At 61.2% G+C, this 19,279-nt stretch carries 18 protein-coding genes and 1 pseudogene; 14 read left to right on the top strand and 5 right to left on the bottom strand.

The features are described 5' to 3' along the window. Nucleotides 1-26: 26 nt before the first annotated feature. Nucleotides 27-764, bottom strand: coding sequence for a ComF family protein (locus SC318_RS24385; RefSeq protein WP_320428759.1), 738 nt, complete (start codon nucleotides 762-764; stop codon nucleotides 27-29). Nucleotides 765-856: 92 nt separating this feature from the next. On the opposite strand from SC318_RS24385, the gene bioB reads away from it, so the two are divergent. From bioB to SC318_RS24335, 10 genes and pseudogenes are all read left to right on the top strand, one after another. Next, nucleotides 857-1,912 carry a biotin synthase BioB gene (bioB, locus tag SC318_RS24380; RefSeq protein ID WP_320428758.1) on the top strand — a complete coding sequence of 352 codons (1,056 nt, stop codon included), beginning with the start codon at nucleotides 857-859 and terminating at the stop codon, nucleotides 1,910-1,912. A 141-nt stretch (nucleotides 1,913-2,053) separates the two neighbouring features. Then, nucleotides 2,054-3,234, top strand: a pseudogene (gene bioF, locus SC318_RS24375) (8-amino-7-oxononanoate synthase). Further along, nucleotides 3,227-3,958 (top strand): alpha/beta fold hydrolase, encoded by a 732-nt coding sequence (locus SC318_RS24370; RefSeq protein ID WP_320428757.1) that lies wholly within the window; start codon nucleotides 3,227-3,229, stop codon nucleotides 3,956-3,958. The pseudogene bioF and the gene SC318_RS24370 overlap by 8 nt, the downstream one beginning before the upstream one ends. Further along, nucleotides 3,951-4,763 (top strand): malonyl-ACP O-methyltransferase BioC, encoded by an 813-nt coding sequence (gene bioC, locus SC318_RS24365; RefSeq protein ID WP_320428756.1) that lies wholly within the window; start codon nucleotides 3,951-3,953, stop codon nucleotides 4,761-4,763. The genes SC318_RS24370 and bioC overlap by 8 nt, the downstream gene beginning before the upstream one ends. Beyond that, a complete protein-coding gene (bioD, locus tag SC318_RS24360) occupies nucleotides 4,760-5,440 on the top strand; it encodes a dethiobiotin synthase (protein WP_320428755.1) in 681 nt (226 codons plus the stop codon). Before bioC ends, bioD begins: the two co-directional genes overlap by 4 nt. Nucleotides 5,441-5,545: 105 nt before the next feature. Continuing rightward, nucleotides 5,546-5,827, top strand: coding sequence for a pyrroloquinoline quinone biosynthesis protein PqqE (locus SC318_RS24355; RefSeq protein ID WP_320428754.1), 282 nt, complete (start codon nucleotides 5,546-5,548; stop codon nucleotides 5,825-5,827). Between the two features lie 335 nt (nucleotides 5,828-6,162). After that, nucleotides 6,163-7,968: a phenylacyl-CoA dehydrogenase gene (locus SC318_RS24350; protein ID WP_320428753.1), complete on the top strand. Its 1,806-nt coding sequence runs from the start codon at nucleotides 6,163-6,165 to the stop codon at nucleotides 7,966-7,968. 345 nt (nucleotides 7,969-8,313) lie between these two features. Further along, nucleotides 8,314-9,603: a GGDEF domain-containing protein gene (locus SC318_RS24345; RefSeq protein ID WP_320428752.1), complete on the top strand. Its 1,290-nt coding sequence runs from the start codon at nucleotides 8,314-8,316 to the stop codon at nucleotides 9,601-9,603. Nucleotides 9,604-9,693: 90 nt separating this feature from the next. Next, nucleotides 9,694-11,463 carry an acyl-CoA dehydrogenase C-terminal domain-containing protein gene (locus SC318_RS24340; RefSeq protein WP_320428751.1) on the top strand — a complete coding sequence of 590 codons (1,770 nt, stop codon included), beginning with the start codon at nucleotides 9,694-9,696 and terminating at the stop codon, nucleotides 11,461-11,463. A gap of 134 nt (nucleotides 11,464-11,597) precedes the next feature. Beyond that, nucleotides 11,598-13,376, top strand: coding sequence for an acyl-CoA dehydrogenase C-terminal domain-containing protein (locus SC318_RS24335; RefSeq protein ID WP_320428750.1), 1,779 nt, complete (start codon nucleotides 11,598-11,600; stop codon nucleotides 13,374-13,376). A 227-nt stretch (nucleotides 13,377-13,603) separates the two neighbouring features. On the opposite strand, the gene SC318_RS24330 is transcribed toward SC318_RS24335, so the two are convergent. Continuing rightward, nucleotides 13,604-14,503 carry a LysR family transcriptional regulator gene (locus tag SC318_RS24330; protein ID WP_320428749.1) on the bottom strand — a complete coding sequence of 300 codons (900 nt, stop codon included), beginning with the start codon at nucleotides 14,501-14,503 and terminating at the stop codon, nucleotides 13,604-13,606. Nucleotides 14,504-14,712: 209 nt separating this feature from the next. On the opposite strand from SC318_RS24330, the gene SC318_RS24325 reads away from it, so the two are divergent. The 4 genes from SC318_RS24325 (at nucleotide 14,713) to SC318_RS24310 (ending at nucleotide 17,123) form a co-directional block, all read left to right on the top strand. After that, nucleotides 14,713-15,975 carry an aminotransferase class III-fold pyridoxal phosphate-dependent enzyme gene (locus SC318_RS24325; RefSeq protein WP_320428748.1) on the top strand — a complete coding sequence of 421 codons (1,263 nt, stop codon included), beginning with the start codon at nucleotides 14,713-14,715 and terminating at the stop codon, nucleotides 15,973-15,975. 226 nt (nucleotides 15,976-16,201) lie between these two features. Further along, nucleotides 16,202-16,567, top strand: a complete 366-nt coding sequence (locus tag SC318_RS24320; RefSeq protein ID WP_320428747.1) for a type II toxin-antitoxin system RelE/ParE family toxin — start codon at nucleotides 16,202-16,204, stop codon at nucleotides 16,565-16,567. Further along, nucleotides 16,551-16,871: a type II toxin-antitoxin system RelB family anti-toxin transcriptional regulator gene (locus SC318_RS24315; protein WP_320428746.1), complete on the top strand. Its 321-nt coding sequence runs from the start codon at nucleotides 16,551-16,553 to the stop codon at nucleotides 16,869-16,871. The genes SC318_RS24320 and SC318_RS24315 overlap by 17 nt, the downstream gene beginning before the upstream one ends. A gap of 93 nt (nucleotides 16,872-16,964) precedes the next feature. Further along, complete coding sequence (locus tag SC318_RS24310) at nucleotides 16,965-17,123, top strand: YqaE/Pmp3 family membrane protein (RefSeq protein WP_003194776.1); 159 nt, start codon at nucleotides 16,965-16,967, stop codon at nucleotides 17,121-17,123. 5 nt (nucleotides 17,124-17,128) lie between these two features. On the opposite strand, the gene pqqE is transcribed toward SC318_RS24310, so the two are convergent. The 3 genes from pqqE to pqqC are packed head-to-tail and all read right to left on the bottom strand — an operon-like array spanning nucleotide 17,129 to nucleotide 19,276. Continuing rightward, a complete protein-coding gene (pqqE, locus tag SC318_RS24305) occupies nucleotides 17,129-18,259 on the bottom strand; it encodes a pyrroloquinoline quinone biosynthesis protein PqqE (protein WP_413817574.1) in 1,131 nt (376 codons plus the stop codon). Next, entirely contained in the window at nucleotides 18,252-18,527 is a 276-nt protein-coding gene (gene pqqD / locus SC318_RS24300; protein ID WP_320428744.1) for a pyrroloquinoline quinone biosynthesis peptide chaperone PqqD, read from the bottom strand. The genes pqqE and pqqD overlap by 8 nt, the downstream gene beginning before the upstream one ends. Continuing rightward, nucleotides 18,524-19,276, bottom strand: a complete 753-nt coding sequence (gene pqqC, locus SC318_RS24295) for a pyrroloquinoline-quinone synthase PqqC (RefSeq protein WP_122735992.1) — start codon at nucleotides 19,274-19,276, stop codon at nucleotides 18,524-18,526. The genes pqqD and pqqC overlap by 4 nt, the downstream gene beginning before the upstream one ends. Between the last annotated feature and the right edge of the window lie 3 nt (nucleotides 19,277-19,279).

The following is a 19,279-nucleotide window of genomic DNA, read 5'->3' as shown; positions in this document are numbered from 1 at the left end:
TGCCGCCCGGCGGCGCGGGAGTCAAGTCAGGTGCCGGGTTTTGGCGTGCGGGCCAGGCAATACACATCGACCCGGCGTGCACCGGCCTTGACCAATAACCGCGCCAGGCTGTGGGCGGTGGCGCCGGTAGTCAGCACGTCGTCGACCAGCGCCAGGTGGCGCCCCTGCACTCGGGCGCCGGGTGCCAGGGCGAAGGCATCGCGCAGGTTGCGCTTGCGCGTCCTGGCGTCGAGGTCCTGTTGCGCAATGGTTTCATGGGGGCGTAACAACAGCTGTTCATCGTAGGGGATGTTCAGGTCGGCACTGAGCCAGCGCGCCAGCATCGCGGCCTGGTTATAGCCACGCTGACGCAGGCGTTTGGGTGGCATGGGTACCGGCACCAGGCATTCGGGGCGAGTGAGGTCGGTATTCTCAAAGCGATATTGCAGGAACCGCCCCAGCAGGCGTCCCAGCAGATGCCCCAACGGCCAGTTTGCCTGGTGCTTGAACCGGCTGATCAGGCTGTCGACCGGGAAGCTGTAGGTCCAGGGCGCAATCACCTGTTGATACGCAGGCGGTTGTTTCTGGCATTGGCCGCAGACCAGCCCGTCCATGGGTAAAGGCAAGGCGCAAATCTCACACTGCTCCGTCAGCCACGGCAGCTCGGTTTCGCAGGCGTTACACACGCAATCGAGGCTTTCGTGCCGCTCATCGCAGATCAAACAGGTTTGTACGCTTTTTAACCAGATGTAAACCTGGTGTTGGTGGCTTGGTTGACAGTGCATGAATCTTCCTTAAATATGCCGAGCATCCGTGTCGTGCCTGTGGGTATTGCCCTTCCCGCAGCGTTAGCCAAAGCATAATCAAGGAATCGCCCATGAGCGCCAGCACCTCTGCCACCCTGCGTCACGATTGGTCTTTGGCCGAAGTCAAAGCCCTGTTCGTGCAGCCGTTCAATGACCTGTTGTTCCAGGCGCAGACCGTGCACCGCGCGCATTTCGACGCCAACCGCGTGCAGGTATCCACCCTGCTGTCGATCAAGACCGGGGCCTGCCCGGAAGATTGCAAATATTGTCCGCAGTCCGGTCACTACAACACCGGCCTGGAAAAAGAAAAACTGATGGAAGTGCAGAAGGTTCTCGAAGAGGCTGCCCGCGCCAAGGCCATCGGCTCGACGCGTTTCTGCATGGGCGCCGCATGGAAGCATCCCTCGGCCAAAGACATGCCCTATGTGCTGGAGATGGTCAAAGGCGTGAAGGCCATGGGCCTGGAAACCTGCATGACCCTTGGCCGCCTCGATCAGGACCAGACCGCCGCGCTGGCCCAGGCCGGCCTTGATTACTACAACCACAACCTCGATACCTCGCCGGAGTTCTACGGGTCGATCATTACCACCCGTACCTACAGCGAGCGCCTGCAAACCCTGGCTTACGTGCGTGAGTCGGGGATGAAGATCTGCTCGGGCGGCATCCTTGGCATGGGCGAGTCTCTCGACGACCGCGCCAATCTGCTGATCCAGCTGGCCAACCTGCCGGAGCATCCGGAGTCGGTGCCGATCAACATGCTGGTCAAGGTGGCCGGCACGCCGCTGGAAAACGCCGAGGACATCGACCCGTTCGACTTCATCCGCATGCTGGCGGTGGCGCGCATCCTGATGCCGCAGTCCCATGTGCGCCTGTCGGCTGGCCGTGAGGCGATGAACGAGCAGATGCAGGCCCTGGCTTTTTTTGCCGGTGCCAACTCGATCTTCTACGGCGACAAGCTGCTGACCACCGCTAACCCGCAGGCAGACAAGGACATGCAACTGTTCTCGCGCCTCGGGATTCTGCCGGAGGAGCGTGAAGAGCACGCCGACGAAGTGCATCAGGCAGCGATTGAGCAGGCCCTGGTGGAGCAGAAGAGCAGCGAGCAGTTCTACAACGCCGCTGTTTGACTCAACCCCAATCCCAATGTGGGAGGGGGCTTGCTCCCGATGGGGGCGTGTCAGTCGGTGCATAAGTTGACTGACACTGCGCCATCGGGAGCAAGCCCCCTCCCACACTCACCAAGCTGAACCTGTTAAATCGAGGCCTGCATGTCTTTCGATCTCGCCGCGCGCCTCGCTGCCCGCCGTGCCGAACACCTGTACCGTCATCGTCCCTTGCTCCAGAGCCCACAAGGCCCGGACGTGGTGGTGGACGGCAAGCCGCTGCTCGCCTTTTGCAATAACGACTACCTGGGCCTAGCCAACCATCCGCAAGTGATCGAGGCCTGGCGCGCCGGTGCATCGCGCTGGGGTGTGGGTGGTGGTGCGTCGCACTTGGTAGTGGGCCATGCCACGCCGCACCATCACCTGGAAGAGGCGCTGGCCGACCTGACCGGGCGCCCACATGCCTTGCTGTTTACCACCGGTTACATGGCCAACCTCGGTGCGGTCACGGCGCTGGTGGGGCAGGGCGATACGGTGCTGGAAGACCGTCTCAACCATGCTTCGTTGCTGGATGCCGGGTTGTTGTCCGGCGCACGTTTCAACCGTTACCTGCACAACGACGCCGCCAGCCTGGCCAAGCGCCTGGAGAAAGCCACCGGTAATACGCTGGTGGTCACCGACGGCGTGTTCAGCATGGATGGCGACCTGGCCGACCTGCCGGCGCTGGCCCGTGAAACCAGGGCCAAGGGCGCCTGGTTGATGGTGGACGACGCCCATGGCTTCGGCCCGCTGGGAGCCAACGGCGGCGGGATCGTCGAGCATTTCGGCTTGAGCCAGGAGGACGTGCCGGTGCTGGTCGGCACCCTCGGTAAAGCGTTCGGCACCGCCGGGGCCTTTGTGGCGGGCAGTGAAGAGCTGATCGAAAGCCTGATCCAATTCGCCCGGCCGTACATCTACACCACCAGCCAGCCGCCGGCATTGGCCTGCGCCACCTTGAAAAGCCTGGAGCTGCTGCGCACCGAGCATTGGCGACGCGAGCACCTCAACGCTTTGATCCGCCAGTTTCGCGAGGGCGCCGAGCAGATCGGCCTGGCGCTGATGGACAGTTTCACGCCAATCCAGCCGATCCTGATTGGCGACAGCGCACGCGCCCTGCGCCTGTCGCAGATGCTGCGCGAGCGCGGGCTGATGGTGACCGCGATCCGCCCCCCACCGTGCCCGCCGGCGGCGCCCGTTTGCGTGTGACGTTGACGGCAGCCCACAGCGCGGCGCAGGTGCAGCTATTGTTAAACGCATTGGAGGCGTGTTTCCGGATGTTAAACGCTACGGAGCCCGAGCATGCGTGATCGACTGGTATTGCTGCCCGGCTGGGGCCTGGGGGTATCACCGCTGGAACCGCTGGCCGCCGCGCTGCACGGCTTGAATGAACATCTGCGCGTGCAGGTCGAACCGCTGCCGGCGCTGGATTCCAGCGAACTGGCTGAATGGCTCGACGAACTGGATGCCACGCTGCCGGACAATGTCTGGCTCGGCGGCTGGTCCCTGGGCGGCATGCTCGCGTCAGAGCTGGCGGCACGGCGTGGCGAGCGTTGCTGCGGCCTGCTCACCCTGGCAAGCAACCCGTGCTTTGTCGCCCATGCGGATTGGCCGCACGCAATGCCCCCTGAAACGTTCGACGCGTTCCTCGCCGGTTGCCACGCCGACTCCCAAGTCACCCTCAAGCGCTTTGGCCTGTTGTGCGCCAAGGGCGCCGTCGACCCACGCGGGCTCTCGCGTCTGTTGGTCAGTGGGGCGCCGAACACCTCGCCCAGCGTGCTGATGCCTGGCCTTGAGTTGCTCGCCCAATTGGACACCCGTGCTGCCTTGCAGGCGTTTCGCGGGCCACAGTTGCACCTGTTTGCCGGGCAGGACGGGTTGGTGCCGGCCGAGGCTGCCAGCGACCTGCTGGCGCTGCTGCCCGATGTGGAGATCGGCCTGATTGAACAGGCCGGTCACGCTTTTCTTCTGGAGGACCCCCACGGTGTAGCGGGGGCCATCCAGGCTTTTTTGCATGAGTGCGTTGATGACTGATCTCTCCAATCCTCCCTTGCCTGGTGCCTTGCCTGACAAACGCCAGGTGGCGGCCTCGTTTTCCCGGGCGGCGGCCAGTTACGACAGCGTGGCCGAGTTGCAGCGGGCGGTCGGACATGAACTGCTGAGTCGCTTACCGGCGGGCCTGGCGCCACAACGCTGGCTCGACCTGGGCTGTGGCACGGGTTATTTCAGTCGCGTACTGAGTGAGCGGCTGCCCGCCAGCCAAGGCACCGCGCTGGATATTGCCGAGGGTATGCTCAAGCATGCGCGGCCTTCAGGCGGGGCGCAGCACTTCGTCGCCGGCGATGCAGAACGCTTGCCGCTCAAGGCCGACAGCTTCGAGCTGATCTTCTCCAGCCTGGCGGTGCAGTGGTGTGCCAACTTCGATGCGGTCCTCAGTGAAGCGTTTCGCGTGTTGCAACCGGGCGGCGTGCTGGCGGTTGCCAGCCTGTGCGTGGGCACCCTGGATGAGCTGCGCAGCAGTTGGCGAGCGGTGGATGGGCTGGTTCACGTCAATCGTTTCCGCACCTTCGAGGCTTATCAACAGCTGTGCGCAGCCAGTGGTTTTCGGGTGGCCAGCCTGGAGCGACGTGCCCATGTGCTGCACTACCCGGATGTGCGTAGCCTGACCCATGAGCTGAAAGCCTTGGGCGCGCATAACCTCAACCCGGGGCGCCCGGGAGGGTTGACGGGCCGCGCAAGGGTTGCGGCGCTGGTGCACGCTTACGAGCAGTTCCGCCAGGCCCAGGGCCTGCCTGCGTCCTACCAAGTGGTTTACGCCCTACTGGAGAAACCGCGATGAGCGCTGCGTATTTCATCACCGGTACCGACACCGATGTGGGCAAGACCACCGTCGCCGCCGGCCTGCTGCATGCCGCCCGCCAAGCGGGCAAAAGCACGGCGGCGGGAAAACCGGTGGCCTCGGGTTGCCAGATAACGCCCAAGGGCTTGCGCAATGCCGATGCCCTGGCGCTGCTCGCCGAATGTTCATTGCCGTTGACGTACGCCGAGGTCAACCCGGTGGCGTTCGAGCCGGCGATTGCGCCGCACCTGGCCGCCCGTGAGGCAGGTGTCGCGCTGACGGTGCAATCGCTGCTCAAGCCGATGCAGCGGATCCTGGCGCAAAACGCCGACTTCACCTTGATCGAAGGCGCCGGTGGGTGGCGCGTGCCCCTGGCTGACCAGTCCAATCTGTCGGACCTGGCCATTGCCCTCAAGCTACCGGTGATTCTGGTGGTGGGCGTGCGCCTGGGGTGTATCAGCCATGCACTGCTCACGGCCGAAGCGATCGCGCGCGATGGTTTGCCGCTGGCCGGTTGGGTGGCCAATATCATCGACCCCAAGACCTCTCGTCTGGAAGAAAACCTCGCCACGTTGGCCGAACGTTTGCCAGCGCCTTGCCTGGGCCGTGTGCCGAAACTCAAGCATGCCGGGGCAACCGCTGTGGCGGCCTACCTGGAAATGGACCTGCTTGACTGATTTTGGCTATCGCAAGGCAATATGCCATTAGGGTTTTTGACGGGCCTTTTGCCAGGATGTCTGCTTCAATCCATTTTCACGATTCTCTAAAGGCAGGCTTACGCCATGGAAATCTCTGGAAGCAGCGCGTTTTATTCGGGCCTGAGCACCATTCAGGCCGGACAGAACCGTGTCGACCAGGCCGCCGGCAACATTGCCAGCGCCGCGACGAACCAGCCATCGGCCGCGCAAAGTGACCGTCTGCAAGCCAATGATCGTGCTCAGGCGTCCAATTCGGCGAGCAATATGGTCGAGATGGCCCAGGGCAAGTTTCAAGTGGAGTTGGGTGTGAAAGTCGCCAAGGCTTCGGACGAAATGCTCGGTACCTTGATCGACACCTACGCCTGATTCTCTCGCTGCATGCCATTTAAAAATGTGGGAGGGGGCTTGCCCCCGATAGCGATGGGTCAGTTAAAAATGTACTGACTGATATTCCGCTATCGGGGGCAAGCCCCCTCCCACATTGTCCCTGCTTAATCCTGATAAACCTTTGTACTCATTTCTGAGGCGACAACCCGTCGCAGGCATCGCCGTGCCTGGCGATGACCTGAGTCAAGACAAACGGCATCTGGCTGACGCTTGACAACCCCAGGTCGTAAACGTATGTTTCAAACACCTGTTTGACCGCCTCGACGCATCCATGCGGTTGTTCATCCCAGATACATCAGCAGAGGTTTATCGCTATGCCTGACTACAAGGCCCCCTTGCGTGATATTCGCTTCGTTCGTGACGAACTGCTCGGCTATGAAGCGCACTATCAGAGCCTGCCGGCTTGCCAGGACGCTACGCCGGACATGGTTGACGCCATTCTCGAAGAAGGCGCCAAGTTCTGTGAGCAAGTGCTGGCACCGCTGAACCGTGTGGGTGACATCGAAGGGTGTACCTGGAGCGAGTCAGGCGTTAAGACCCCTGCCGGTTTCAAGGAAGCCTACAAGCAGTTCGTCGAAGGCGGCTGGCCAAGCCTGGCCCACGACGTTGAGCACGGCGGCCAAGGCCTGCCGGAGTCCCTGGGCCTTGCCGTGAGTGAAATGGTTGGCGAAGCCAACTGGTCGTGGGGCATGTACCCAGGCCTGTCCCACGGTGCGATGAACACCATCTCCGAGCACGGTACGCCTGAGCAGCAAGAGGCTTACCTGACCAAACTGGTCTCGGGCGAGTGGACCGGCACCATGTGCCTGACCGAGCCGCACTGCGGCACCGACCTGGGCATGTTGCGTACCAAGGCCGAACCTCAGGCTGACGGTTCCTACAAAGTCTCCGGCACCAAAATCTTCATCTCGGCCGGTGAACACGACATGGCCGACAACATCGTCCACATCGTACTGGCCCGCCTGCCCGACGCACCGGCCGGCACCAAAGGCATCTCGCTGTTTATCGTGCCCAAGTTCCTGCCGAACGCCGATGGCTCGATCGGTGAGCGCAACGCGGTAACCTGTGGCTCCCTCGAACACAAGATGGGCATCCACGGCAACGCTACCTGCGTGATGAACTTCGACGCGGCCACCGGTTACTTGATCGGCCCGGCGAACAAAGGCCTGAACTGCATGTTCACCTTCATGAACACCGCTCGCCTGGGTACTGCGCTGCAAGGCCTGGCCCACGCCGAGATCGGTTTCCAGGGTGGTCTGAAATATGCTCGTGACCGTCTGCAGATGCGCTCCCTGACTGGCCCGAAAGCGCCGGACAAAGCCGCTGACCCGATCATCGTGCACCCTGACGTGCGCCGCATGCTGCTGACCATGAAAGCCTTCGCCGAAGGCAACCGTGCGATGGTGTACTTCACCGCCAAGCAAGTGGACATCGTCAAGTACGGTACCGACGATGAAGCCAAGAAACAGGCCGATGGCCTGCTGGCCTTCATGACCCCGATCGCCAAGGCGTTCATGACCGAAGTCGGCTTTGAAGCAGCCAACCACGGCGTGCAGATCTACGGTGGCCACGGTTTCATCGCCGAATGGGGCATGGAGCAGAACGTTCGCGACAGCCGTATTTCGATGCTGTACGAAGGCACCACCGGTATCCAGGCGCTCGACCTGCTGGGCCGTAAAGTGCTGATGACTCAAGGCGAAGCGCTCAAGGGCTTCACCAAGATCGTCCACAAGTTCTGCCAGGCCAACGAAGGCAATGACGCGGTCAAGGAGTTCGTTGCACCGCTGGCGGCGCTGAACAAAGAGTGGGGCGAGTTGACCATGAAGGTCGGCATGGCCGCGATGAAAGACCGTGAAGAAGTCGGTGCCGCCTCGGTGGATTACCTGATGTACTCCGGTTATGCGTGCCTGGCTTACTTCTGGGCCGACATGGCGCGCCTGGCGGCTGAGAAACTGGCTGCCGGCACGAGCGAAGAGGCGTTCTACACCGCCAAGCTGCAGACCGCGCGCTTCTACTTCCAGCGCATCCTGCCGCGTACCCGCACCCACGTCGCAACCATGCTGTCGGGCGCCAGCAACCTGATGGACATGAAAGAAGAGGACTTCGGCCTGGCTTACTAAGCCGCACCGAAATCATCTAAAACCGCCACCCCTCAAGGGTGGCGGTTTTTTTTTGCAGGTCTGGCGCCACTGGCCCGAGATTGGCAATGCGGTCCATGTGGGAGGGGGCTTGCCCCCGATAGCTGTGCATCAGTCAGCTTCTCTGTAGCTGACTAACCGCTATCGGGAGCAAGCCCCCTCCCACATTCTGGCTGTGTCGATTATTAAAATGCGCTCTGGCGCTAAGGGATTGATGAGCGGTGCCGTTACAGTGGTGGCAAAGTGATACAGGTCGGACGGGTTGTGGTTAACTGGTCGCGAAGAGGCACTATGCCACTATCTTTTTTGCGGGTCGGAGCTTTACCCTTGTCACGCGCGTCCGCTGTACGGTTCAGTCATTTTCTGCCCTCGCTGCTGCTGTTACTGGCCGGGCTTTCGGCTGCCTATCTCAAGGACCTCAACGTCTTCTTCACCTCGCTGTTCAACGTGCTGCCGACCCTGGTGCTGTTGCTCGGCGGTGCTTACTGCGCGGTGTATCGACGCCAGCGTGAGCTGTTCCTGATGATCACGGTGTATGTCGCGTATTTCCTGCTGGACACCCAGACCGACTTCTATCGCGACAATGGCCGCGTACGTGAAGACGCCGCCGTGGTGTTCCACCTGGTCTGCCTGCTGCTGCCCTTGCTGTTCAGCGTCTATGCGCTGTGGCAGGAAAAGACCCACCTGTTCCGTGATTTTGTCGCACGCTGCGCAGTGCTGCTGGCCATCGGCAGCGTGGCACTGGCGCTGGAGCAAAGTTATCCCCAGGGCGTGCTGAACTGGTTAGCCGAGATTCGCTGGCCGGCGTTGCATGGCGCCTGGATGAGCCTGATCCAGCTTTCATACCCGATGTTTCTGATCGGCTTCCTCACCCTGGCCGCCCAGTACTGGTATCAGCCGCGCCCGCTGCACGCCGCGCAGTTGGTGGGGCTGCTGGGGATGTTCTGGATGCTGCCGCAAACCTTCATCCTGCCGTTCACCCTCAACATCATGTGCAGCCAGGTCATGCTGATGATCGCTGCCGGCGTGGCGCACGAAGCCTATCAAATGGCGTTTCGCGATGAGCTGACCGGCTTGCCGGGGCGTCGCGCCCTTAACGAGCGCATGCAGCGGCTGGGGCGCAACTACGTGTTGGCGATGGGCGATGTGGACCATTTCAAGCGTTTCAACGATACCCATGGCCATGACGTGGGCGACCAGGTGCTGCGCCTGGTGGCGAGCAAACTGTCCAAGGTCAGCGGCGGCGGGCGCGCCTACCGTTACGGCGGTGAAGAGTTTGCCGTGGTGTTCGCCGGCAAGACTCTGGATGAATGCATGCCGCACCTGGAGGAGATCCGCGAGATCATCGCCAACTATGCGATCAAGTTGCGCAACCCGGACCGCCCCAATGACGACCATCAAGGCCGCCAGCGTCGAGCCGGCAGCGGCGCGTCCAGTGTGTCGGTGACCGTCAGCATCGGCGTGGCCGAGCGCCAGGCCGAGCAGCGTAGCCCCGAAGAGGTGCTCAAGTCCGCCGACCAGGCGCTGTACGCCGCCAAGGGCGCCGGGCGCAACTGCGTGATCGCCGCCGGGCAGAACCGTCGCGGTGCCGTACGCATGCAAAGTGCTGCCGGTTGAGTAATGGTGCCGTATTCAGCAGCGCTACAGTGATTGTCCAGGGCGCGGGCCGGCAGTAGGTTGAGACCATCTGCTGCCGGAGACATCGCCATGCCTGACTACAAAGCTCCCCTGCGCGACATGCGCTTTCTGATCGACAACGTCTTCGATTTCCATGGCCACTACTCGGCCCTGGGTGCGACGGACGCCAGCCCCGACATGGTCAGTGCCATTCTCGAAGAGGGCGCCAAGTTCTGCGAAAACGTGCTCGCCCCGCTCAACCGCAGTGGCGATGAAGAGGGCTGCCATTTCGACAACGGGGTAGTGACCACGCCCAAGGGCTTCAAGGAAGCCTTTGCTCAGTACGTGGAAGGCGGCTGGCACGGCGTGGCGGCGGACCCGGCCTACGGCGGCCAGGGCTTGCCGCAGTCCCTGGGGCTGGTGCTGAGCGAGATGATCGGTTCAAGCAATACATCCTGGGGCATGTACCCAGGCCTGACCCACGGCGCAATGTCGGCGATCCACGCCCACGGCACCGAAGAACAGAAAGCCACTTACCTGCACAAACTCACCGCTGGCGAATGGACCGGCACCATGTGCCTGACCGAGGCCCACTGCGGCACCGACCTGGGGTTGATCAAGACCCGCGCCGTGCCCCAGGCGGATGGCAGCTATGCAGTCACCGGCAGCAAGATCTTCATCTCGGCCGGCGAGCACGATATGAGTGCAAACATCATCCACCTGGTGCTGGCCAAACTGCCGGATGCGCCGGCGGGCACCAAAGGCATCTCGTTGTTCATCGTGCCCAAGTTTCACGCCGACTCCGGCGAGCGCAACGCGGTGCACTGCGGTTCCATCGAACACAAGATGGGCATCAAGGCCTCGGCCACCTGCGTGCTGAACTTCGACGGCGCCAGGGGCTTTTTGATTGGCGAGGCGAACAAAGGCCTCAACTGCATGTTCACCATGATGAACCATGCGCGCCTGGGCACGGGGATGCAGGGGTTGTGCAATGGCGAGGCCAGCTTCCAGGGCGCGGTCAACTACGCCAACGACCGCCTGCAGATGCGCTCGTTGACCGGCGCCAAGGCCCCGGAGAAAGCCGCCGACCCGATCATCGTGCACGCCGATGTACGCCGCATGCTGTTGACCATGAAAGCCTTCAACGAAGGCAATCGCGCGCTGACCTACTTCACCGCCCAGTTGCTCGACACTGCGCACCTGAGCGCCGATGCCGGCCAGCGCCAGGAGGCGGAAGACCTGCTGGCCTTCCTCACGCCGATCTGCAAAGCCTTTATGACCGAAACCGGGCTGGAGGTGACCAACCACGGTATGCAGGTGTTCGGTGGCCATGGCTATATTCGCGAGTGGGGCATGGAGCAGTTGGCCCGTGATGCGCGGATTGCGCCCATTTATGAGGGCACCAACGGTATCCAGGCCCTCGACCTGCTGGGGCGCAAGGTGCTCGGCAGCCAGGGCAAGCTGCTGCGCGGCTTTACCAAAATTGTGCATAAGTTTTGCGCTGCCAATGCCGAACACGCGCAACTCAAGGCCCATGTAGAGCAGCTCAACCAGTTGAACCAGCAATGGGGTGAGCTGACGCTGAAGGTCGGCACCGCGGCGATGAAAAATCCCGACGAAGTGGGTGCCGCAGCCATGGATTACCTGATGTACAGCGGTTACATCATCCTCGCCTACCTGTGGCTGCGCATGGCGATCGCGGCGCAAGCGCATGACGACGCAGGGTTTGCCCAGGCCAAACTGGCCACGTGCGACTTCTACTTCAAACGCCTATTGCCGCGCACCGCGACGCACCGGGCGGCGGTGGAGGCGGGCAGCGAATGCCTGATGAGCTTGCCGGCGCAGGCGTTTGCGTTGTAGGGTAGGCTTTCGTGACTTATAAATACTTAATAGTCACGAAAGGACTCTATGTGTCTGAAAAGTTGTTCGGGTACACTCGGAGCCTGTAAAACCGATCCTATCGAATCACTTTTCACGTTCTCACGAGGTTTGCCATGGCTGATTACAAAGCGCCGTTGCGTGATATGCGCTTCGTCCTCAACGAAGTGTTTGAAGTCGCCACGACTTGGGCCCAATTGCCTGCGCTGGCAGACACGGTTGACGCCGAAACCGTTGAAGCGATCCTCGAAGAGGCCGGCAAGGTCACGGCCAAATCCATCGCGCCATTAAGCCGTGGCGGCGATGAGCAGGGCTGCCGCTGGGCGGACAATGCCGTCAGCACGCCGGAAGGGTTCCCCCAGGCCTATGCGACCTATGCCGAAGGTGGCTGGGTGGGTGTCGGTGGCGACCCGGTGTACGGCGGCATGGGTATGCCCAAGGCGGTGTCGGCGCAGGTCGAAGAGATGATCAACTCGTCCAGCCTGGCGTTCGGCCTGTACCCGATGTTGACCTCGGGTGCGTGCGTGTCGATCAACACCCACGCCAGTGAGGAACTCAAGGCCGCCTATCTGCCGAAGATGTATTCAGGCGAATGGGCCGGTTCCATGTGCCTGACCGAAGCCCATGCCGGCACCGATCTGGGCATGATTCGCACCAAGGCCGAGCCACAGGCGGACGGTTCATACAAAGTCAGCGGCACCAAGATTTTCATTACCGGCGGCGAACACGACCTGACTGAAAACATCATCCACCTGGTGCTGGCCAAACTGCCGGATGCACCGGCGGGCCCCAAAGGCATCTCGCTGTTCCTGGTGCCGAAGTTCATGGTCAACGCCGACGGCAGCCTCGGCGCACGCAACCCGGTGACCTGCGGCTCCATCGAACACAAGATGGGCATCCAGGCCTCCGCGACCTGCGTGATGAACTTCGACGAAGCCGTGGGCTATCTGGTGGGCGAGCCTAACCGTGGCTTGGCGGCGATGTTTACCATGATGAACTACGAACGCCTGGGCGTTGGTATCCAGGGTCTGGCATCCGGCGAGCGTTCCTATCAGAACGCAATCGAATACGCCCGCGACCGCCTGCAGAGCCGCTCCCCATTGGGCGCTCAAGCCAAGGACAAAGCCGCTGACCCCATCATCGTGCACCCGGACGTGCGCCGCATGCTGCTGACTATGAAGGCGGCGAACGAAGGTGGCCGAGCGTTTTCCACCTACGTGGCGACGCAGTTGGACATCGCCAAGTTCAGCGAAGACGCGGCTGCCCGCGAGCGCGCCGATAACCTGGTGGCGCTGCTGACGCCGGTCGCCAAGGCATTCCTCACGGACCTGGGCCTGGAAACCACGGTACTCGGTCAGCAGGTGTTTGGTGGCCACGGCTACATTCGCGAGTGGGGCCAGGAGCAATTGGTGCGCGATGTGCGCATCACCCAGATCTACGAAGGCACCAATGGCATCCAGGCGCTGGACCTGATGGGGCGCAAGATCGTCGGCAGCGGCGGCGCGTTCTACACCTTGTTCGCCGACGAGATCCGCCAGTTCATCGCCAGTGCAGGCTCGGAACTGGGCGAATTCACCCGTCCGCTCGCCGCAGCGGTGGACAACCTGGATGAATTGACCGCCTGGGTGCTGGACCGTGCCAAGACCAACCCGAATGAAATCGGTGCGGCCTCGGTGGAGTACCTGCAGGCGTTCGGTTACATGGCGTATGCCTACATGTGGGCGCGCATGGCCAAGGCCGCGTGGGGCAAAGAGGCTGAAGATGATTTCTATGCCAGCAAACTGGGCACCGCGCGCTTCTACTTTGCACGCTTGTTGCCGCGTATTCATTCGTTGAGCGCGTCGGTAAAAGCCGGTAGCGAGTCGCTGTTTTTGATGGATGAGGCACTGTTCTAAGGGCGTGGCGCGCGTGTAAGCATTCTCTTACACGACGTGCTGCTAATCGTCCTCTATCGCCACATTGGATCCACGGATAATCTACTTCACATGGACGTCGCGCAGGAAGCGCAAAAGCAACAACACGGACACGTAGGATTCTGCCAGGACGGCGGAGTGAAATGGATGTCAGGGAAACAGTCTGCAAAGCCCCGCTTCGGCGGGGTTTTCTTTTGCCCGCGAAAAAGTCAGGCGCCTGCCTGCGGGGCATTCATGACGTCTTCGAGCAACGTGCGCAGCAACGCCACCGTCGCTTGCTGACGCTGCACGTCACGGCATACCAGACCCACTTTCAACGGCACCCTGGGCTCGCTCAAGGGTTTCCACAGCAGCGACTGGCTGTTGTGCTCGTCCTGGGAGCGCCCCGGCAACACCGTGGCCAACTGGGTGTGGGGCAGGCTGTCGAGGATTCCCACCATGGTGTTGAGCTCCGCCTGCACCTGCGGACGCCGCCCCAGGTTGGCCAGTTGGGCCTGCCAGATCTGCCGCACCTGAAACTCCTCGCCCAGCAGCAACATCGGCAACTCGGCTGCCTGTTTCAGCGAGACCTTCTTGAATTCCCGCAACGGGTGTTGCTCTGGGATGACCACCTTCAACTCATCTTCATACAACAGCACGCCATGCAGACCCGGCTGGCGCGGTGGCAGGTAGCTGATCCCGATGTCCAGCGAACCGTTGAGCAGGCGCCGCTCGATTTCAATTCCGGTCAATTCGTAGATCTGCACCACCAAGTGGGGTTGGGCCTTGCGCACCCGCTCCAGCATCTGCGGCACCAGGCTGGTGTGCACGGTTTGCAGCACACCGATGGCCAGCGTGCGCATCGCCTGGCCCTTGAAATTGCGCAAGGCCTCCACGGCTTGTTGCATGCCGTCGATCAGGGGCAAGGCATGGTTGTATAAGGTGTGGGCGGCCAGCGTGGGGAGCAGGCGCTTGCTGCTGCGCTCGAACAGGCTCACGTCCAGGTTCTGCTCCAGTTGGCGAACCTGCTGCGACAGGGCCGGCTGCGAGATTGACAGACGCTCCGCGGCACGGCCTACGTGGCCTTCTTCATACACCGCGACGAAATAACGCAGTTGCTTGAAATCCATAAGTTTTGCTTATCGAAAAAGCTGGAAAATCGAAATGGCCGTTGGCCTCCCAGACGCCTAGTCTAGCGCCTATTGGCAGGGCTTACAGGGCCGGATCGGGCAATGACTAACGTTTTGGGTAATGGCGTTTACATAGGCAAGGCAAAAAACCTCAGCACACTTCCAGCACCCGGTGCCGACCAAGGTCCGGTTGCTATCGGGGGTGAACCGTGAACCTGTTCCGGCGTCATGCGCCGAGTCTTGATGACCTTGTGCTTGATGCTCCGCGTCATGATTTTTCCAGCGAAAGCCTGATGCCCACTGTGGCACGTCCCGCTCAGGTGTTCGTGCAGGGCCATGGCTCCTGGCTTTCGGACAGTGACGACCGTGCCTACCTGGATTTCAGCCAGGGCGGCGGCGCCAATAGCCTCGGCCACAGTCCACACGTGGTGCGCGACGCCATTGCCGAACAGATGCAGACCGTGATCAACCCTGGAATGGGCTTGCACAATCGCGCTCAGCTCGACCTGGTTGATCGCCTGTGCCATCACACCGGCAGCGACCAGGCCTACCTGCTCAACAGCGGGGCGGAGGCCTGTGAAGCCGCCATCCGACTGGCGCGCAAATGGGGCCAGCTGCATCGCGGCGGTGCCCATCACATCATTACGGTAAGCAACGGCTGTCATGGCCGTAGTCTGGCAACGTTGCCGGCTTCGGCCGTTGCCTGCGAGAACCGTTTTGAACCGCAATTGCCGGGGTTCAGTCAGGTGCCATTCAACGACCTGCCGGCGCTGCACGCCACCGTGGACGCACACACCGTTGCCATCATGCTGGAGCCGATCCAGAGCGCCGCGGGTGTGATCCCCGTGACCGAACACTACCTCAAAGGCGTTGAACGCCTGTGCCGTGAGCTGGGGATCCTGCTGATTCTTGACGAAGTACAAACCGGGATTGGCCGGTGCGGCAGCTTGCTCGCCGAACAGCAATACGGCGTACGCGCCGACATCGTTACCCTCGGCAAAGGCCTGGGCGGTGGCGTGCCCCTGGCGGCGTTGCTGGCGCGCGGCACAGCCTGTTGCTTCGAAGCGGGCGAGCTGGACGGTACGCATCACGGCAATGCGCTGATGGCGTCGGCGGGTAGTGCGGTGCTCGATGCCGTGCTGGCAACTGGCTTTCTGGAACAGGTACGAGAATCCGGCCTGTACCTGGCAGAAGGCCTCGCCCGCCTGGCTTACCGTTACGAACACGGGCAACTGCGCGGAAATGGACTGATATGGGGCCTGACCCTATCGGACGATTCCGCGAGTGCCGTGGTAAAGGCCGCGCTGCACGAAGGCTTGATCATCAACGCTGCGCAGCCTGATTGCCTGCGCTTCACCCCCGCTCTGAACGTCAGCAAAAACCACATCGACGAAATGCTCCTGCGCCTCGCCCGCGCCTTCTCTCGGGTGCGTACCGCCCAACTGCAATGCCGCAAGGGCATCGCGGTCTGATCCGAATTTTCTGAACCGTCTCGCGGAATACGCGGCGCCTCCGGCCTGATTCTTTTGGCTGGGGGCGTTTTTTTGTGTGGGTAATTTTTGGACTGAAAAGGTTGCTTGTGCGTCATTGGAAACGACGGCTTTTTAGCTGGCCTCGGCAAGGATTGTCGATGGGGGCACTCAGTGCTCATCTTCTAATCTATACCACTGAGTGGTATGTTTATCGGAACGGATCTCCATGAAGCTCAGGTTGTTCAAAACCCGGAATTTTGCGAAGGCGGCCAGCAAGGCTTGGATAAGCGATTCGGAGCTAAAAGAAGCATTCAGCGATTTGCTCAATGGGCAGGCGGACAATTTGGGAGGCGGCGTATGGAAGAAGCGGCTGAACCAAAATCGTCATCGATCCATTGTCTTGGCTAAAGGCAGGCACTACTGGGTGTTTCAATACCTGTTTGCCAAGCAGAGCCAGAGCAATATCAGTCAGAGTGAACTGGAAGGGTTTCGGTCGCTGGCGAAGATCTACGAAGATTTAAACGATGCACAGATTCAGCAATTGCTGGATTTAACAGAGCTTGTGGAGATAGGTCATGACCAGAAACTATAAAAGTGAGGCGTTTGAGTCCATTCACCAATCTGCCGAAGCGCTTCATACAATTGGCGCCATCAGCAAAACCACGCTTCGTGAGTTCGACGAAGCGTGTCTGGCAGCGGTTCCTGCTCGAATGCTAGCCGAGCAGATCAAATACCTCCGTGAAAGCAGCCACGTCAGCCAACCTGTGTTCGCTCGCTACCTGAACACGAGCGCCTCGACTGTAAAACAGTGGGAATCCGGCGAAAAACAGCCCAGCGGCATGGCGCTTAAGTTATTGAGCCTTGTGCAAAAACATGGCCTGCAGATTCTGGCCTGAGATGGCCCAATGCCAGAAACCACTGAACCCTAGCGAAGCGCCAATGTCGATTAGCTACACGGCTCACACGAGCCGATTTTCTGGAGCTGACCCATGGACATCATTCGTATCATCATCGCCATTCTGCTGCCGCCACTGGGTGTGTTCCTGCAAGTAGGCTTCGGCGGCGCGTTCTGGCTGAACATTCTGCTGACCCTGTGCGGTTATTTCCCCGGCATCATCCACGCCGTGTACATCATCGCCAAGCGCTGAGGGCGTCAGCCTTTTGCGATGAGGCGTGAATTGCGTTCATTGCGAAACGCCAGCTGTTCAATGGTCTGGGTGGCATGTTCGGCTTCTTCCCGCGCCTTGAGGATGATGCCGTGCTGCTCGGACTTGCTGCACACCGGGTCGGCATTGCTCGCGTCTCCCGTGAGCATGAAGGCCTGGCAACGGCAGCCGCCGAAGTCCTTTTCCTTCTCGTCGCATGAACGGCACGGCTCGGGCATCCAGTCGTAGCCGCGAAAACGGTTGAAACCGAACGAGTCGTACCAGATGTGCTGCATGCTGTGGTCGCGCACATTGGGAAACTGCACCGGCATCTGTCGGGCTCCATGACAGGGCAGCGCGGTTCCGTCCGGTGTGACTGTCAGGAAAATACTGCCCCAGCCATTCATGCAGGCTTTCGGACGCTCTTCGTAGTAATCGGGCGTCACGAAAATCAACTTGCACGGGTGGCCCTCGGCTTCGAGCTTGGCGCGGTACTCGTTGGTGATGCGTTCGGCGCGTACCAATTGTTCCTTGGTCGGCAACAGCCCCACACGATTGAGTTGTGCCCAGCCGTAGAACTGGCAGGTGGCAAGCTCGACAAAGTCCGCCTCGAGCGCAATGCACAGCTCGATAATGCGGTCGATCTTGTCGATGTTATGCCGATGGGTGACGAAGTTAAGCACCATCGGGTAACCATGGGCTTTCACCGCTCGGGCCATTTCCAGCTTTTGCGCGAAGGCTTTCTTCGAGCCGGCCAGCAGGTTGTTCACCTGTTCGTCGCTGGCCTGGAAGCTGATCTGGATATGGTCCAGGCCGGCTTTTTTGAAGTCACTGATCTTCTGTTCGGTCAGGCCAATGCCCGAGGTGATCAGGTTGGTGTAGAAGCCCAGTTTGCGCGCCTCGCCGATCAGCTCGGCGAGGTCCTGGCGCACCAACGGCTCACCGCCGGAAAACCCGAGTTGCGCCGCGCCCATCTCGCGGGCTTCGCGAAATACCTTGATCCATTGCTCGGTGCTCAGTTCCTTGCCTTGTTCGGCAAAATCCAGCGGGTTGGAGCAGTACGGACACTGCAGCGGGCAGCGGTAAGTCAGCTCGGCGAGCAGCCAAAGCGGCAAGCCGATAGCGGGTTTTTCAGGCAAGGGTGATCCAGTGCTCGGCACGGGCGACCTCCATGAATTGCTCGATGTCTTCACCGAGTTGCGGCACTCCGGGGAATTGCTTGTCCAGCTCCGCGATAATGGCGGCCACGTCGCGCTCGCCGTCAATCAAGCCACCAATCAGCGCGGCGCTGTCGTTGAGCTTGATCATGCCTTCCGGGTAGAGCAGCACATGGCCTTTCTGCGCGGGCTCGTACTGGTAGCGGTAACCCGGGCGCCAGGTCGGTTTTCTGCTGCGATCAAAGCTCATAGGGTGATCCCTTTATGCCAGACCCGCTGCTCGGTCACGCTGTGATAGGGCGGGCGTTTCAGTTCGTAGGCCATGCTCATGGCGTCGAGCATGCTCCACAGGATATCCAGTTTGAATTGCAGGATTTCCAGCATGCGCTCCTGGCCTTCGCGGGTGGTGTAGTGCTGCAGGGTAATCGCCAACCCGTGCTCCACATCGCGTCGGGCCTGGCCCAGGCGGGTGCGGAAGTATTCGTAACCGGCCGGGTCGATCCACGGGTAATGCTGCGGCCAGCTGTCGAGGCGCGACTGGTGGATCTGCGGCGCGAACAGCTCGGTCAGGGAACTGCTGGCGGCTTCCTGCCAGCTGGCGCGGCGGGCGAAGTTGACGTAGGCGTCTACCGCAAAGCGCACGCCGGGCAGCACCAGTTCCTGGGAGCGCAGCTGGTCCGGGTCGAGGCCCACGGCTTGGCCCAGGCGCAGCCAGGCTTCAATGCCGCCGTCTTCGCCGGGTGCACCGTCGTGGTCGAGCAGGCGCTGGATCCACTCGCGACGAATCTCGCGGTCCGGGCAGTTGGCCAGGATCGCGGCGTCCTTGAGCGGAATGTTCACCTGATAGTAGAAGCGGTTGGCGACCCAACCCTGAATCTGCTCGCGGGTGGCGCGGCCTTCGTACATCGCCACGTGGTACGGGTGGTGGATGTGGTAGAAGGCGCCTTTGGCGCGCAAGGCGGCTTCGAATTCGGTGGTGGTCAACGGTGTGTCAGTCATTTC

It is taken from the genome of Pseudomonas sp. MUP55, from assembly GCF_034043515.1.
Lineage (GTDB): Bacteria > Pseudomonadota > Gammaproteobacteria > Pseudomonadales > Pseudomonadaceae > Aquipseudomonas.
Note: the sequence above shows the minus strand (reverse complement) of the source record. Positions and strands in the feature narration are given on the sequence as shown.

Excerpts from the sequence above, each read along its gene's own strand:
- pqqC (WP_122735992.1), bottom strand. The coding sequence starts at position 19,276 with ATGACTGACACACCGTTGACCACCACCGAATTCGAAGCCGCCTTGCGC.
- SC318_RS24350 (WP_320428753.1), top strand. The coding sequence starts at position 6,163 with ATGCCTGACTACAAGGCCCCCTTGCGTGATATTCGCTTCGTTCGTGAC.
- SC318_RS24330 (WP_320428749.1), bottom strand. The coding sequence starts at position 14,503 with ATGGATTTCAAGCAACTGCGTTATTTCGTCGCGGTGTATGAAGAAGGC.
- bioD (WP_320428755.1), top strand. The coding sequence starts at position 4,760 with ATGAGCGCTGCGTATTTCATCACCGGTACCGACACCGATGTGGGCAAG.
- pqqD (WP_320428744.1), bottom strand. The coding sequence starts at position 18,527 with ATGAGCTTTGATCGCAGCAGAAAACCGACCTGGCGCCCGGGTTACCGC.
- SC318_RS24355 (WP_320428754.1), top strand. The coding sequence starts at position 5,546 with ATGGAAATCTCTGGAAGCAGCGCGTTTTATTCGGGCCTGAGCACCATT.
- SC318_RS24335 (WP_320428750.1), top strand. The coding sequence starts at position 11,598 with ATGGCTGATTACAAAGCGCCGTTGCGTGATATGCGCTTCGTCCTCAAC.
- SC318_RS24370 (WP_320428757.1), top strand. The coding sequence starts at position 3,227 with ATGCGTGATCGACTGGTATTGCTGCCCGGCTGGGGCCTGGGGGTATCA.
- SC318_RS24340 (WP_320428751.1), top strand. The coding sequence starts at position 9,694 with ATGCCTGACTACAAAGCTCCCCTGCGCGACATGCGCTTTCTGATCGAC.
- SC318_RS24315 (WP_320428746.1), top strand. The coding sequence starts at position 16,551 with ATGACCAGAAACTATAAAAGTGAGGCGTTTGAGTCCATTCACCAATCT.
- SC318_RS24385 (WP_320428759.1), bottom strand. The coding sequence starts at position 764 with ATGCACTGTCAACCAAGCCACCAACACCAGGTTTACATCTGGTTAAAA.
- SC318_RS24320 (WP_320428747.1), top strand. The coding sequence starts at position 16,202 with ATGAAGCTCAGGTTGTTCAAAACCCGGAATTTTGCGAAGGCGGCCAGC.
- bioC (WP_320428756.1), top strand. The coding sequence starts at position 3,951 with ATGACTGATCTCTCCAATCCTCCCTTGCCTGGTGCCTTGCCTGACAAA.
- bioB (WP_320428758.1), top strand. The coding sequence starts at position 857 with ATGAGCGCCAGCACCTCTGCCACCCTGCGTCACGATTGGTCTTTGGCC.
- SC318_RS24310 (WP_003194776.1), top strand. The coding sequence starts at position 16,965 with ATGGACATCATTCGTATCATCATCGCCATTCTGCTGCCGCCACTGGGT.